Raw genomic sequence first — 13,899 nt, 5'->3', positions numbered from 1 at the left:
CAATGGGCTTGCCGCGCCTGAGGAGAGGCGAGGTGTGCCTTTTTGACTGAAAGGAGACCCGGTATGCGGGTTGGGAGTTACGATTACAAACTGTTCTCAAGGGGCGATTTTAGCGCCTTTTGGGCACTGTTCACCGACAACCTTGTCAATCTGATGGTGCTTGCGGGCATCTGTCAGTTCGTCTTTCAAATGCCGGCGGAGATTGTCTATGGCCGGATCATTCCAGGCGCCGCTGTGGCAATTCTGGCCGGCGTGGCCGTCTATGTCTTGCTCGCAAGACGCGCGGCCGCACAACACGGTCGGGAAGTAACTGCACTTCCCTACGGCATCTCCACTCCGGTGATGTTCGTCTATCTCTTCGGGGTGATCGGGCCGATCTACTGGTCCACGAACGATCCGGTTCTGGCGTGGCAGGTCGGTATCGGCGCCGGCTTCCTTGGCGGCATCGTGGCAGCGCTGGGCGCCATCATCGGTCCGTGGCTTAAAAAGGTGACTCCGCGCGCAGGCATGCTCGGCACATTGTGCGGCATTGCGCTGGTGTTCATTGGTTCGGTCCCCCTTGCGACCATCTTTGAAAACCCGTTCATTGGCTTTGCGTCGATGATCATCATCCTCTGGGGACTGGTTGGCCGTTTCCGTTTGCCTTTCAACATCCCGGCAGGGTTGTTGGCTCTGATCATCGGAACGGTCGTTGCTCTCTTGATCGGTCAATCCTCGATCAGTTTTGAAGGTGTCGGCTTCTATCCGCCATTGCCGTACTTCGGGGATCTGATCGCTGGGATCCAGCACCTCTTCGCCAACCCAGAACTGTTTCTGGTTCTAGTGCCAGTCCAGATCTACAACTTCATCGAAACGATGAACAATGTGGAAAGCGCGGAAGCGGCTGGGGACCATTATCCGGTTGCAGCCTGTCAGATCACCGACGGCGCTGGCACCATTGTGGGTGCGCTGTTCGGTTCGCCGTTCCCGACCACCGCCTATATTGGACACCCGGCCTACAAGCGGATGGGGGCTCATTCCGGTTACATCATCGGTGTCGGCATTGTCATTCCGCTGGCGGCCATGTTCGGGTTCCTCGCCTTCTTGAGCAATCTGATCCCAGTTGCCGCAGCTGCGCCGGTTCTGGTGTTCGTTGCCCTCAGCCTCATCACCAACACCGCGCATGCCGTCAAGGTTGAGCATATGGCGGCCGTCACAATCGCGATGATGCCGCATGTCTCCGCGTTTCTGGTGGTGAAATGGGGTTCCTTGATGGGCGCGCTGAACGCAACTGGAGCTCAGGACGTTCTGCCGCTGGGCTCGCCGGAGCTGACGGCTGCACTGATGCAACAAGGCGCGCATTACGCTGGTCATTTGGCCCTGAGCCAGGGTGCGATCCTGACTGGACTGATCTGGGGCGCAATCGTTGCAAGTGTCATTGATGGCAAATTCCGGATCGCTGCTGGCTTTGCCTTTGCGGCCTTTGTGATGGCGTCGCTGGGTGTGATCCATTCGGCAACCTTGCACCTGCCCGAGTTTGGCGCCGTCAGCCTCGGTTATCTGATCGCCGCTGCCTTCCTTGTCATCTATCCGATCTTCCACAAGGAAGAAGCGATTGTGCCGGAAGCAGAAGGACTGCCCCGCCCGCAAGCCGCACCGGGCGAGTGATCCAAGCTGAAATAAACGCCGGGGCAGGCACTCTGCCCCGGCATCCAAACCTTCAGAAAGATGTGACCATGCAATCTGATCGCCTGATGCTCCGGGGACGCCTTTTGACGTTTAATGCGGAGCCTTTCGGAGCCGAAGACACGTCCGCCTACGATTACATCGAAGACGGCGCATTGCTGGTTGAAAACGGAATGATCCGTGCGAGAGGCGATTTCAGCGATCTGATCGGCGATGCCACTGGGGCGGAGATCGTCGACCATCGCCCGCATCTGCTGATGGCCGGGTTCATCGACACCCATATCCATTTCCCGCAGGTTCAGGTAATCGCATCTTGGGGCGCACAGCTGCTTGACTGGCTGAACACATATACATTTCCGGAAGAGACGCGATTTTCCGATGATGACCACGCAGCGGCCATGGCCTGCCGGTTTTTCGACCTGCTGACGAACCACGGAACGACCACTGCCGTTGCCTATTGCTCCGTTCACAAGGGCTCTGCGGAAGCCTATTTCGAAGAGGCCGAACAGCGCAATATGCGGGTGATCGGTGGCAAGGTACTGATGGACCGGAACGCACCTGACGGGCTGCGTGACACACCGAAAAGCGGCTATGATGACACCAAGGAACTGATCGCCAAATGGCATGGCAAAGGACGCGCCAGTTATGCCATCACACCCCGGTTTGCGATCACCTCAACGTCAAAACAAATGGACATGACGCGGGCCTTGGTGCATGAACATCCAGATTGTTTCGTGCAGACGCATCTGTCTGAGAGTAAAAACGAGATTGCCTACACACTGGAGCTTTATCCGGAGGCGCGGGACTATCTCGATGTCTATCAAAGATATGACCTGCTGAGCGACAAGATGTTGCTCGGTCACTCGATCCATCTGGAGCTGCGCGAGGTTGCCGTGATGGCGGAAACCGGATCGCGCCCGGTGTTCTGTCCGACCTCAAACCTCTTTCTGGGCAGCGGTCTGTTCAATGAAGAGAAGATGCGCCAGAAGGGGATTGTCAGTGCCATTGCAACGGATATCGGCGCCGGGACCAGCTATTCGATGCTGCAGACGCTGAACGAGGGTTACAAGATCCTGCAGCTGCAAGACCAGAAGCTTCATCCACTTCGTGCCTTCCATTGGATGACCCGTGGCAACGCTGTGGCGCTTGGCATGGAAGACAAGATCGGAACCCTGGATGCGGGTACGGAAGCCGATGTGGTCGTGCTGAATTCCAAAGCCACAGATGCGATGGCTCTGCGTATGGAACGTGCATCAAACCTCTCCGAAGAGCTGTTTATCCTGCAAATGCTTGGCGATGATCGTGCCGTTGAGGAGGTCTATGTTGCGGGCCAGCCTCAAAAATCCGGGCGCCGAGCAATGGCGATACCTGAGTTTGAACGTGTTCTGGAGCTTGCCTGATTGTTTAGGAGGAAAGCAGCTCCGGCGAACTCACTAGCGTTCGTCAGGGCTGTCTTGGTCACAACGTAATCTGATGACCGGTCTACCTGAATGGCCGTTGTGGCGCTTAAGCCCCCCAGGTGTCGCTGAGGCGATAACCGGTGGGCCAGGGATCATCCGGGTCCAGCATGTGCTGGTGGATCCCGGTGATCCATCCGCGGCCGCTGATCTCGGGGAGAATGGCAGGCTTTTCGCCAACCGACGTTTCTCCACCAATTTTGCCCGTGAATGTCGAGCCGATGATGGATGTCGCTTCCAAAGTTTGACCGGCTTTCATGTGACCGCGGGAATGGAGCAGGGCCATCCGCGCGGATACGGCTGTTCCGGTGGGTGAACGGTCGACTTTGCCCGGTTGAATGGCAACAGCGGACCGAGCCGAAAAGCCTGTTGGGGTTTCCGACAGGATTCCTGCAAACGCGCAAAAGGAAATGTGGGACCAGTCCGGCATCTTGGGATGCTTGAACCCCAGTTGTTCATTGGCGGCATTGGTGATGCGGACGCCGAGATGGGCGATGTCTTTCGCCTCGCTCTCTGTAATTTCAAATCCGAGTGACGCTGCATCGACAACCACGAAACTGTCGCCGCCAAAGGCCGTATCGACCATCAACGTGCCCAGTCCGTCGACCTCCAGTGGGACGGATAGCTTGTCGGCAAAGCTGGCAACGTTCCGGACATGGATACGCTCAGCCTTGCCATTTCGGCAGTCGGCCCGCACGCGCACCAGTCCGCCTGGCGCTTCGAGGGTTAGCTCGGTGACCGGCTCTTTCATTTCGATGATGCCGCTGTCCAAAAGGACCGTCGAGACGCAGATCGAATTGGAGCCGGACATGGGGGGCGTATCGTCCGGCTCCATGATGATGAAAGCTGCATCGGCATCCGGATGTTTCGGGTGCACCAGAAGATTGACATGCCGGAAGACACCGCCTCGCGGCTCGTTCAAGACGAAGTTTCGAAGGGTCTGATCCTGCGCGATGAAGCTGCGCTGATCCCAGAGGGTCTCTCCGGGCGGTGGCGCGACACCGCCAACAATCACATCTCCGACTTCACCCTCGGCATGGCAGGAAATCACGTGCACGGTTTTCAAGCTGCGCATATGGATACCTCACGAATAGGAGGCGACGGGATCGCCAAGCGCGTCGAAGATCGGTGTGATGCCGAGGCCTGGCCGGTTTGAAGCGGTCATTCGGCCGTTCTCGCGTTTTGGCGCACCTTCAGCGATATCGACTGTGCCATAGCTGTTGAAGTCTGTGGCGGAGAAGGTGAACTCGGACGGTGTCGACCGGGCCAGATGGGCAATCGTAGCTGTGGTGATGTCGCCGCCCCATGTGTCTTCGATGGTCATCGGGATGCCGTGCACAACACACAAATCTCGCATGAGTTTAGCCTTGGTTAAGCCGCCGACCTTGGAAATCTTCAGGTTGATGCAATCCATGGCATCTTCGGCGAGGCCGCGGACCAGCATGTTCGGCCCGTCGATGACTTCATCCAGAATGAACGGCAGGGCCGTGCGGCGCCTGATGGACACGCTCTCTTCGTATGTCAGGCAGGGTTGCTCGATATAGACATCCAGCGCAGAGACCGCGCCAACAACACGTGCCGCCTCATGCCGGGTCCAGCCTGTGTTGGCGTCGGCAACCAGAATGTCTGAGGGTTTCAAGACCGCTCGTGTAGCCCGGATGCGCTCGATATCGTCATTGGCGTCGCCGCCGACTTTCAGCTGAAACTTGGAGTAACCGTCTGCCGCATAGCCTTCGATTTTGGCGGCCATGGTTTCAGGTGCTTCCTGGCTGATCGCCCGGTAGAGCACAACATCGTCTTGCGCTGCGCCACCCAGCAGCGTATAGACCGGTTGGCCGGTTACCTTGCCCAGGAGATCCCAGCAGGCAATGTCGATTGGTGCTTTTGCGTAAGGATGACCGCGCAAGGCGGCGTCCATAACGCGGTTGACTTCGCCGATATTGAGTGGATCCAGGCCGATCAAATGCGGTGCCAGCTCCTGGATACCTGAGCGCACGCCAAGGGCATAACTTGGCAGATAGGCTGATCCGAGCGGGCAGCATTCTGCATAGCCTGTGAGGCCATCATCGGTCAAAAGTTCAACTACGGTGCTGTCGAAGACGTCGATGAAATTGCCATTCGACCAGCTGTACCGGCCCTCCTTTAGGGGAAGATCCACCTGGTAGACATTGATCGCGGTGATTTTCATGGTGTTCCTCCGATGAAGGGTTTTAGAAGCGGTTTGGCGAATACACCGCAGGGTCGATGGGGAACTCTGTGCCCGCGACGAATGCGCGGACCAATTCAGCAGTGCCAGCGGATTGGGTCAGTCCGAGGTGGCCGTGTCCAAAGGCGTAGATAACTCGTTTGTCTTTGGATGAGTGCCCGATCACCGGAAGGCTGTCCGGCAAAGAGGGGCGGAACCCCATCCATTGGTGTCCGGTTTTCTTATCTAGCCCAGGCAAAAAGGATCTGGCCTTTTCAAGAAGGATCTCGGCCCGCTTGTAGTTGGCGGGAAGCTTCAAACCGCCCAATTCAACTGCCCCGCCGACCCGGATGCCGTCGTTAATGCGGGTGACGACAAAGCCATGGTCCGGGAAGGTGAGGTGCGTCTTCAAATCGAAGTCAGTTGCCGGAAGTGTTGTGTTGTAACCGCGCTCGGTTTCCAGCGGGATCGTGTCGCCGAACGTCTTGGCCAATTGGTGCGACCAGGCACCGGCAGCAACAATCACCTGCGACGCGAAGTGGGTCCCATTTACTGATTGGATCTCAACCCGGTTGCCCGTTGACCGGAGCTGCGTTGCATTTGCTTCGATCACGTTTCCGCCGCGCGTGCGGAAGGCAGCCGTCAAATGGGAAAGCCAGGCCGCTGGATCACAGGTGTTGATCCAATCCGGCGTGAAGCCGGCGAAAGAAAAGCGACTATCGATGCCGGGCTGAATGTCCGCGATCTCTTCCGCGGACTTTAGAAGCGTGAAATTGACCCCATGTTTCCGGCGCAACTCCCAGCCGGAAAGGCTCGTCTGAAACTCACGCTCGCCCTCGTAAAGCTGCATCTGGCCGTCTCTGTGGATCAGATCGTCAGCTGAAGTGTCGCTGATCAGTCTTTCCAGCGCGCTCTGCGACAACGTCATCAAGCTGGCCTGTGCCGCGAGGCTTTTCCGGTATCTGTCGGGCAGGCTGGAACGCCAGAAGCGGACCAGCCAGGGAAGGATCTTGAACGCATAAGCAGGGGGAACGGACAAAGGTCCCAAGGGATCCAGTAGCCACTTGGGCGCCTTGCGCATGATGCCAGGCGCGGCAAGCGGCATGATGTCCGCAAAGGCAAAAGCACCGGCGTTCATGTCCGAGGCTCTTGGACTGCTGTCTTGCCGGTCGAGGACGGTCACCTTGCAGCCGTCCGCCTGAAGGGCGAGGGCTGCGGAGATGCCGATAACGCCGGCTCCGATGACAATCACGTCTTGCACGTTGGGATCCACTTGAAACTTGAGTGGCTGTCCCGCCGGGCGGTCATTGGCGGGACAGGAACAGGCTTATGGGAGGGTGTACGCAGTCTTAACCGTCGTATAGAATTCCGCGGCGTAGCGTCCCTGCTCGCGGGAGCCAATGCTGGAGCCTTTCGTTCCGCCAAACGGAACGTGGTAGTCGACGCCAGCGGTTGGAAGATTGACCATCACCATTCCGGCTTGGGCATTCCTTTTGAAATGTTGCGCGTGTTTCAGCGAGGTGGTGCAGATGCCTGCGCTGAGACCGAATTCCGTATCATTGGCGGTGGCAAGGGCTTCGTCATAGTCCTTGACCCTGATGACGGACGCGACCGGCCCAAACACTTCCTCACGGTTGATCCGCATGGCGTTGGTGGTTTCCGTGATCAAGGCCGGAGCCATAAAGAAACCACTTGTGGCGAGCTTCAGTTGTTGGCCGCCCAGAACCTTGCCACCTTCGTTGCCCGCGATGTCGACATAAGAAAGGTTCTGGTCGAGCTGACGGTGATCGACCACGGGGCCCATCTGTATGCCGGATTCTAAGGCATGACCAACCTTGAGCGCCATCATCCGATCGTAGAGCGTTGCCACAAACTGATCGTGGATTTTCTCTGTGACGATCAACCGGGAGCTAGCGGTGCAGCGCTGACCAGTGGAGAAGAAAGCACCATTCAAGCAGGCATCGACGGCAAGTTCCAAATCTGCGTCGTCTAGAACCACCATTGGGTTCTTGCCGCCCATTTCCAGCTGAACCTTTTTTAGGTTTGCTCCGCAGGCCGCAGCGATCTCGCGGCCCGTCGGCACCGAGCCGGTGAAGGAAATCGCGTTGACCTTGTCGCTGTCGATCATGCGCGGGCCGAGTTCCGAGCCCCGGCCCATGACCAAGTTTACGACACCAACTGGCAAGCCGGATCGGGAAATGATCTCGACCAGCGCATGGGCGCATCCAGGCACCAGTTCCGCCGGTTTCAATATGACGGTGTTGCCGTAGCAAAGCGCCGGTGCGAGCTTCCAGGCTGGAATGGCGATCGGAAAATTCCATGGTGTGATCAATCCGATGACGCCGACCGGTGCGCGGGTGATATCGATCTCCACGCCAGGCCGGACAGAATCGAGCCGGTCACCCGTTTGGCGAAGCGCTTCGCCGGCAAAGAACTTGAAGATCTGGCCCGCACGCGCGGCTTCACCAATCCCCTCTGGCAGTGTCTTGCCTTCCTCCCTGGAAAGCAACGTGCCGAGCTCTTCCTTGCGCGCCAGAATTTCCGTTCCGATGAAATCGAGTACGTCGAACCTTTGCTGTGGCGTGGAAGCTGCCCACTCTGGAGCCGCTGCATGCGCAGCGTCGATGGCCTTGTCGAGATCCGCCACAGTCCCCTTGGCTGCATGGCCAAGAATGTCGGTCGTGTCCGACGGGTTCACGTTGGGAGTACTCTCGGCTGTCGCAAGCCATGCTCCGCCGATGAAGTTCTTGTAATCCATGATGACGTCCAGTTTTAGGGCCGGATCCCCAATCGATAGGGGTCGGCGGGATTGAAAATGAGGTGTGCGTCCGAGGTGACAAAAGCCTGTCCGGTGATCGTTGGAATGACGCCTTTGCTGGTGCCCGGCTGGTAGCTGATCCGGTAAGTGCTGCCGATGACACTCTCCTGGATCCAGTCTTCTCCAGGCGCTAGCACACCATCTTCTGCAAGACAGGCTAGTTTGGCAGAACATCCCGTGCCACAAGGGGAGCGGTCATAAGCCCCGCCGGGGCACAGCACGAAATTTCTGCTCTGTGCGGTTGGACCTTTCGGTGGTCCGAAGAGTTCGATGTGATCGACCCATGCACCGCCCGTACCGGTTACGCCCGCATTTTCGAGCGCTTGCCGGATGCTCTTTGTGTAGGCCGTCAGGGCCGAAACGTTGTCCAGTGTGAGCTCAATCGGGCTGTCCTTGACGAGAAAGAACCAGTTCCCGCCCCAGGCAACATCTCCGGTAACTTTGCCCTGGCCCGGAACGTCAACCGAAATGCCCTTGTGAAGGCGATAGCTTTCAACGTTCACCACGGACACGGTGTTGGCGTCCTGGAGATCCACGTCCACGATGCCAACCGGTGTCTCAAACTTGTGCCGGCCGGGTGCAATCCGGCCCATGTGCGCCAGTGTTGCCGCAAGGCCAATGGTCGCGTGTCCGCACATGCCAAGGTTTTGCAGGTTGTTGAAATAGATCACGGCCGCGGTGCAATCCGGCTGGCTCGGCGGCAGTAGCAAGGCGCCAATGATCGCATCATGGCCGCGCGGCTCGAGCACGACGGAAGCGCAGAAATCCATATGCTCGGCTTCCAGCCGGGCAGCCTTTTCGGTCAGGGAACCGGACCCAAGATCCGGACCTCCATCCACCACCAGCCGGGTTGGTTCGCCTGCGGTATGGCTGTCGATTACGCGCATTCCGCTAGCACTCCGCCTTGTCCACACCAGTCGGCATACCAGGCTTTGAAAAGCTGATATTGTGCTTCGATGTAACCGCGTTGTGCATCCGTCAGAGCGTCGGTTTCATTGAAATGCAGCCGGTATTCGTCTTCGCCGTTCAGCACCATCAGGTGCTTGTAGTAGAGCACAAGATCCGGCCCTTCATCGAAGCTGGAAAGGACACCAAGCGCTTCTTCCAGTTCTTTCGCGCGGGTCCGCGCTTCGGCGTTTCCTTCCGCTGCTTTTTTGCAGAGAGCCACAAGATGCAGAACGGCATCCGGAAGGGCATTGCCAATGCCGGTGATGGCTCCGGTTGCACCGCAATTGACGAAGCCGTGGTAGACAGCTGTGTCGACCCCCACCATCAAAGTTACATCAGCGTCCTGGGACGTGATGTTTTCCGCCGCATAGCGCAGGTCATCGTGACCGCCGAATTCCTTGAAGCCGATCAGGCTCGGGAACTCCTTGCGCAAGTCAAAGAACAGATCGGCGCGGGTCGCAAAACCATAATAGGGACTGTTGTAAATGACGGCCGGAAGGTTTGGCGCCGCAGACAGAATTGCGCTGAAGTGATTGCGCTGGGCAATCGGAGAAATGCCGCGGGACAGGACCCGTGGGATAACCATCAAGCCATGGGCCCCGACCTTTGCCGCGTGGGCCGCATGGGCCACGGCTGACTTTGTGTTGACCGCGCCTGTGCCGACAATTGTCGGCACTCCGGCCTTGACGAGGCGCTCAACGCCTTCCATCCGTTCTTCATCAGTCAAAAGCGGCCAGTCGCCCATGGAGCCGCAGTAAACGACGGCGGACATGCCCTTTGAAATGAGTTCTTGGCCCTTCTTTACCAAGGCATCGAAGTCCGGTGTCCGGTCTGCGTTGCAAGGGGTCATCAGTGCGGGAATGGTGCCTGAAAAGATGTTTGAGGACATTGCCTTCTCCTTTGGAGTCGAGCCGGACGGCCGCCGGAAATTCTGAGCGTAAACCGTTGGGGCCGAATTTTGAAACAGTGCTGTTTAGCGGACGTTGGACAGGAACTTGCGCGTGTGCTCGGACTGCGGATCACCAAAGACCTGACCTGGAGGGCCAATCTCTTCCATGACGCCGTGATGAAAATAGGCGACCCGATCGGAGACATCACGCGCGAAGCCCATTTCGTGGGTCACGCAGATCATCGTCATGCCTTCTTCGGCGAGCAGGCGCATGGTATCGAGAACTTCGCCAACCAGTTCCGGATCGAGTGCCGATGTAGCCTCATCGAACAACATGTAGGTTGGTTCCATCGCAAGGGCGCGTGCGATGGCGAGCCGCTGCTGCTGCCCGCCCGATAATGCATTCGGATAGACATTGAGCTTGTCTGCCAATCCAACATGTTTGAGCTGCTGTTCGGCAATTTCTTGGGCATCCGACCGTGACTTGCCTTTTACAATCCGAGGCGACAGAGCGACGTTTTCCAACGCTGTTAGATGCGGGAAACTGTTCCATTGCTGAAACACCATGCCGAGTTTCTGGCGCAGTTTGTTGATGTCGGTCGCTTTGTCATGGACGTCGGTTCCGTCGACAGCAACAGATCCTTTTTGGATCGGTTCCAGGCCATTGATGCAGTAGAGCAGCGTCGATTTGCCGGAGCCTGATGCTCCAATGACAGACAGAACTTCGCCTTTTGCAACGTCAAGGTCGATGCCTTTGAGGACCTGAAGCGCGCCGAAGTATTTCTCAAGACCGCGAATCTCGATCATTGGGCCCACCTTTTTTCCAGTTGTGCGGCATAGCGCGAGATCGGATAGGACAGCGCGAAATAGAACGCGCCAGCGATAGCGAGGATCAGGAAGGGTTCCTGTGTCCTTGTGATGAGGATCTGGCTGGCTTTCAGGAGTTCGACATAGCCAAGGACAGAGACCAACGCGCTGTCCTTCATCACGCCGAGGGCAACACCAACCCACGAGGGGAAGACGGCACGGCCACCGATCGGGAGAACTACATGGCGCATGTCCTGCCAGTAGCTCATGCCGAGTGAACGGGCCGCCCGGCGCATCGGTTTTCCGACGGCCTCGATGCCGCCGCGGGCAACGTTCGCAACAAGCGACGCCGTGTAGATCGTCAACACGACAACGCCGGAGCCGAACGGACCAAAATCCAGTCCGATGATCGGAGCGAAATTGTAGAAGAGAACCAGCTGGATGATCAGTGGTACGGAGCGGAAGATATCCAGAACCGGGGCCAGGGTGACAGCGCCGAGGAAATTCGCCTCATAAAGGATCCAGCCGAAGAGAATTCCAAGAACCGTGCCGGCGGATATCGAGACTGCGGAAATCCAGAGGGTCCGGAGGGCTGCTTCGCCCAAGAACCACAGGTCGTTGATACCAAATCCGCTGAAGAAACTTATGGATTGTTGCATATCAGCCTCCTCAGTACCGGAACAAACGCCAGGCGAGCAGCCGGGATGCCCCGAGGATGACCTTGACGATCACGTAGTAGATGATCGCGGTCACGGCGAAATATTCGAAGATGCGGAAGGTCCGGCTGGCGAAGAATTGGGTTTCGCCGCTTAGCTCACGAAACCCGACAAGCATGCCGAGCGAAGACATCAAGACAGCCCAGACCAGCTGGTTGGTGAGCGGGTGGTACACGATGCGGAACACTTGCGGGATGATGATCCGGGTGTGGGCCTGCCAAGCGGACATGCCGAGACTGCGCGCCGCGCGCAGTTGCGTGTCTGGGACCGACTGAAACCCGCCTCGAAAATTCTCAGCAAGGTATCCGGCGCAATTGAAACTGAGACCGGCCAGAACGATGGTGAACGGCGACAGGTGCAAACCGAACGCGCCAAGCCCGAACCCGAAAAAGAACAGTTGGAACAGGGCAGGGGTGTTGCGGGCCAACTCGATCCACGCCGATGCGAGCCAATGCAGCGGTCCTCGCAAGTGCAGGCGAATGAGCGCCAAAGCGAGACCGATGATGATGCCGATGATCATCGAAAGCGTCGCGACTTGCAGCGTGAGCAGGCCCGCTTCCAGAAGATCGGGCAGGCTTTTCATCACCGGCCGCCAATGGAAATTGTAGTCAAACATTCTCAGGATGCTCCGGCAGATCCAGCACAATGCGGGTTGGATGGCTGCGGATTGAGGTTTTGCGAAGCCATCGGGTCAATGGCCGCGAATGTTTTCGGGAACAAGGTTGCAGGGCATGCCGCGGTGGGAGAGGCGGTATGCCCTGCAGGACGTCAGTACATGACGCCCGGGATGCGCAGTTCAGGCGCTTCACCACCGACATATTTGCCCCAGAGCTCCGCATAACGGCCGGAACGGACTTGGTGTGTGACGAAGAGGTTGAGGAAGTTCAGCCAGGTCACGTCTTCGCGCTTGCCGACAACCGATGTGTAGTCTGTGGTCCAGGGCATGCGCGGCCCCGCAAGAACGGTGTCATATTGTTCGGTGATTGGCTTTACGGCCGTATTTGTCGTGATGCCGATATCGGCCTTGCCCTGTGCGACGGCGAGAAAGACTTCGTTTTCGGACTGATAGCCTTGGTAGAGATGCTCTTCACCCCATTCCTCGGCGATTTTCAGCCACTCTTGTTCCGGGACAGTGCCAATCGCTCCCGCAACACGCTTGCCGCGGATGTCTTCAAAAGATTCGATACCGCTGTCAGCGTTGACAACACCTTGCGCGTAGTAGATCGCGTAAGGAATTGTGAAGCCGACGGTGCGTGCGCGCGCCAGACTGTCGGATGTTGCGCCAAAGACAACATCGGCCCTGCCCGTTACGATGACCGGCAGGCGCTCGGCCCAGGTGACCGGATAAATGGTTGCCTCGACCTCAAGCGCGGCAGCGAGGTCCTTGCAGTAGTCGACGTCAAAACCCGCCGGTTCGTTGTTGGCGTCCCGATATCCGATTGGCGGAAAGTCGAGCACAACGCCGCAGCGCAGCTCCCCGCGATCGACGACATCATCGAGCGTATCTGCCTGGGTTGGAAGCGCAGCTGCGAGTGAGAACAGCGCGGCGGCCGTGAAATTCCTGAACATGATTTTCCCCTCTTCTTTTCGAAGATTTTTGGTCAGCGCCAAATTGATAATCTAAATTGGATCCAATATTCAATATAAAATATTCAAAAAAGTTCCTGCTGTACCGGACCGGGGCGTTCGATTAAAAAAGACGGGGAATGGAGAGGCGTTGGTATGAAACTGAAATCAATGGATATTTCCGCCACAGCATCGGCCTCGTCGATTGTCTTTGATGCTTTGCGGAACGCCATTATCGAAGGGCAGCTGGAGGAGGGTGAACCCCTTCGTCAGGATGAAATAGCGCGCCTTTTCAACACGAGCCGGATTCCTGTTCGCGAAGCGATTTCACGGCTTGAGGAACAGGGCCTGGTGAAAACGCAGCGGTACAAAGGCGCGGTGGTCGCCGGTCTGTCGCCGGAGGAGGTTGAAGAAATCTTCAACCTTCGAGCACTTGTGGAACCTGAGATCATCAAGAACGCTGTGCCGAGGATGTCCAAAGAAGTGCTGGACCAAGCGCGCGCGAAGTGTTCCGCATTTTCAGAGTCCAAAGACCCGATGGAATGGGGCAACCTGAACAGAGATTTTCATGAGACGCTCTATAGCGCGAGCAATCTCAGTTACTTCCTGGAAATTGCCGGAAATGCGATCGATCGGGTTGAGCGGCAGATCCGGGCTCAACTTGTCATGAGCAATGGGATGGAGCGAGCCGGCCGGGAGCATTTCGCCATTCTTGATGCTTGTGAGAGCGGTGAGGCTGACACGGCGGCCGAGTTGACCAAGGCTCATATCGAGGGTGCGAAACAGTCGCTGCTTCAGTTTTTGCCGAAAGCTTGAAGCCATCTCATTGTTCTGTTTGTCTTCCCGCT

13 protein-coding genes are annotated in these 13,899 nt (G+C 57.5%); 3 read left to right on the top strand and 10 right to left on the bottom strand.

Annotation, left to right across the window (positions count from 1 at the left end):
• Positions 1–63 precede the first annotated feature (63 nt).
• Together ACVDG4_RS15510 and guaD are read left to right on the top strand one after the other, a co-directional pair.
• Positions 64–1,647 carry a permease family protein gene (locus ACVDG4_RS15510; protein WP_447235739.1) on the top strand — a complete coding sequence of 528 codons (1,584 nt, stop codon included), beginning with the start codon at positions 64–66 and terminating at the stop codon, positions 1,645–1,647.
• 68 nt (positions 1,648–1,715) lie between these two features.
• A complete protein-coding gene (gene guaD / locus ACVDG4_RS15505; protein WP_447235738.1) occupies positions 1,716–3,065 on the top strand; it encodes a guanine deaminase in 1,350 nt (449 codons plus the stop codon).
• A gap of 106 nt (positions 3,066–3,171) precedes the next feature.
• Here guaD and ACVDG4_RS15500 read toward each other — a convergent pair whose 3' ends face one another.
• The 10 genes from ACVDG4_RS15500 to ACVDG4_RS15455 all read right to left on the bottom strand — a co-directional run bounded on the left by ACVDG4_RS15500 (position 3,172) and on the right by ACVDG4_RS15455 (position 13,054).
• Positions 3,172–4,197: a trans-3-hydroxy-L-proline dehydratase gene (locus ACVDG4_RS15500; protein ID WP_447235737.1), complete on the bottom strand. Its 1,026-nt coding sequence runs from the start codon at positions 4,195–4,197 to the stop codon at positions 3,172–3,174.
• 9 nt (positions 4,198–4,206) lie between these two features.
• Complete coding sequence (locus tag ACVDG4_RS15495) at positions 4,207–5,310, bottom strand: cis-3-hydroxy-L-proline dehydratase (RefSeq protein WP_447235736.1); 1,104 nt, start codon at positions 5,308–5,310, stop codon at positions 4,207–4,209.
• 22 nt (positions 5,311–5,332) lie between these two features.
• Entirely contained in the window at positions 5,333–6,568 is a 1,236-nt protein-coding gene (locus ACVDG4_RS15490) for an NAD(P)/FAD-dependent oxidoreductase (protein ID WP_447235735.1), read from the bottom strand.
• A gap of 66 nt (positions 6,569–6,634) precedes the next feature.
• Complete coding sequence (locus ACVDG4_RS15485; protein WP_447235734.1) at positions 6,635–8,065, bottom strand: aldehyde dehydrogenase family protein; 1,431 nt, start codon at positions 8,063–8,065, stop codon at positions 6,635–6,637.
• A gap of 14 nt (positions 8,066–8,079) precedes the next feature.
• Positions 8,080–9,012, bottom strand: coding sequence for a 4-hydroxyproline epimerase (locus ACVDG4_RS15480; RefSeq protein ID WP_447235733.1), 933 nt, complete (start codon positions 9,010–9,012; stop codon positions 8,080–8,082).
• Positions 9,003–9,962 (bottom strand): dihydrodipicolinate synthase family protein, encoded by a 960-nt coding sequence (locus ACVDG4_RS15475; protein WP_447235732.1) that lies wholly within the window; start codon positions 9,960–9,962, stop codon positions 9,003–9,005. Before ACVDG4_RS15475 ends, ACVDG4_RS15480 begins: the two co-directional genes overlap by 10 nt.
• A gap of 84 nt (positions 9,963–10,046) precedes the next feature.
• Entirely contained in the window at positions 10,047–10,769 is a 723-nt protein-coding gene (locus ACVDG4_RS15470) for an amino acid ABC transporter ATP-binding protein (protein WP_447235731.1), read from the bottom strand.
• Complete coding sequence (locus tag ACVDG4_RS15465) at positions 10,766–11,428, bottom strand: amino acid ABC transporter permease (protein ID WP_447235730.1); 663 nt, start codon at positions 11,426–11,428, stop codon at positions 10,766–10,768. Before ACVDG4_RS15465 ends, ACVDG4_RS15470 begins: the two co-directional genes overlap by 4 nt.
• 10 nt (positions 11,429–11,438) lie before the next feature.
• Positions 11,439–12,101 (bottom strand): amino acid ABC transporter permease, encoded by a 663-nt coding sequence (locus ACVDG4_RS15460; RefSeq protein WP_447235729.1) that lies wholly within the window; start codon positions 12,099–12,101, stop codon positions 11,439–11,441.
• 152 nt (positions 12,102–12,253) lie between these two features.
• Positions 12,254–13,054 (bottom strand): transporter substrate-binding domain-containing protein, encoded by an 801-nt coding sequence (locus ACVDG4_RS15455; RefSeq protein WP_209179635.1) that lies wholly within the window; start codon positions 13,052–13,054, stop codon positions 12,254–12,256.
• A gap of 153 nt (positions 13,055–13,207) precedes the next feature.
• Between ACVDG4_RS15455 and ACVDG4_RS15450 the strand changes: the two genes are divergently transcribed.
• Positions 13,208–13,867, top strand: coding sequence for a GntR family transcriptional regulator (locus ACVDG4_RS15450; RefSeq protein WP_447235728.1), 660 nt, complete (start codon positions 13,208–13,210; stop codon positions 13,865–13,867).
• The last annotated feature ends 32 nt before the right edge of the window (positions 13,868–13,899 follow it).

Source organism: Roseibium sp. MB-4 (assembly GCF_053005265.1).
Note: the sequence above shows the minus strand (reverse complement) of the source record. Positions and strands in the feature narration are given on the sequence as shown.

What these genes read in the sequence shown, in the direction of transcription:
- ACVDG4_RS15510 (WP_447235739.1), top strand. Translation starts at nt 64, where the DNA reads ATGCGGGTTGGGAGTTACGATTACAAACTGTTCTCAAGGGGCGATTTT.
- guaD (WP_447235738.1), top strand. Translation starts at nt 1,716, where the DNA reads ATGCAATCTGATCGCCTGATGCTCCGGGGACGCCTTTTGACGTTTAAT.
- ACVDG4_RS15500 (WP_447235737.1), bottom strand. Translation starts at nt 4,197, where the DNA reads ATGCGCAGCTTGAAAACCGTGCACGTGATTTCCTGCCATGCCGAGGGT.
- ACVDG4_RS15495 (WP_447235736.1), bottom strand. Translation starts at nt 5,310, where the DNA reads ATGAAAATCACCGCGATCAATGTCTACCAGGTGGATCTTCCCCTAAAG.
- ACVDG4_RS15485 (WP_447235734.1), bottom strand. Translation starts at nt 8,065, where the DNA reads ATGGATTACAAGAACTTCATCGGCGGAGCATGGCTTGCGACAGCCGAG.
- ACVDG4_RS15480 (WP_447235733.1), bottom strand. Translation starts at nt 9,012, where the DNA reads ATGCGCGTAATCGACAGCCATACCGCAGGCGAACCAACCCGGCTGGTG.
- ACVDG4_RS15475 (WP_447235732.1), bottom strand. Translation starts at nt 9,962, where the DNA reads ATGTCCTCAAACATCTTTTCAGGCACCATTCCCGCACTGATGACCCCT.
- ACVDG4_RS15470 (WP_447235731.1), bottom strand. Translation starts at nt 10,769, where the DNA reads ATGATCGAGATTCGCGGTCTTGAGAAATACTTCGGCGCGCTTCAGGTC.
- ACVDG4_RS15465 (WP_447235730.1), bottom strand. Translation starts at nt 11,428, where the DNA reads ATGCAACAATCCATAAGTTTCTTCAGCGGATTTGGTATCAACGACCTG.
- ACVDG4_RS15460 (WP_447235729.1), bottom strand. Translation starts at nt 12,101, where the DNA reads ATGTTTGACTACAATTTCCATTGGCGGCCGGTGATGAAAAGCCTGCCC.
- ACVDG4_RS15455 (WP_209179635.1), bottom strand. Translation starts at nt 13,054, where the DNA reads ATGTTCAGGAATTTCACGGCCGCCGCGCTGTTCTCACTCGCAGCTGCG.
- ACVDG4_RS15450 (WP_447235728.1), top strand. Translation starts at nt 13,208, where the DNA reads ATGAAACTGAAATCAATGGATATTTCCGCCACAGCATCGGCCTCGTCG.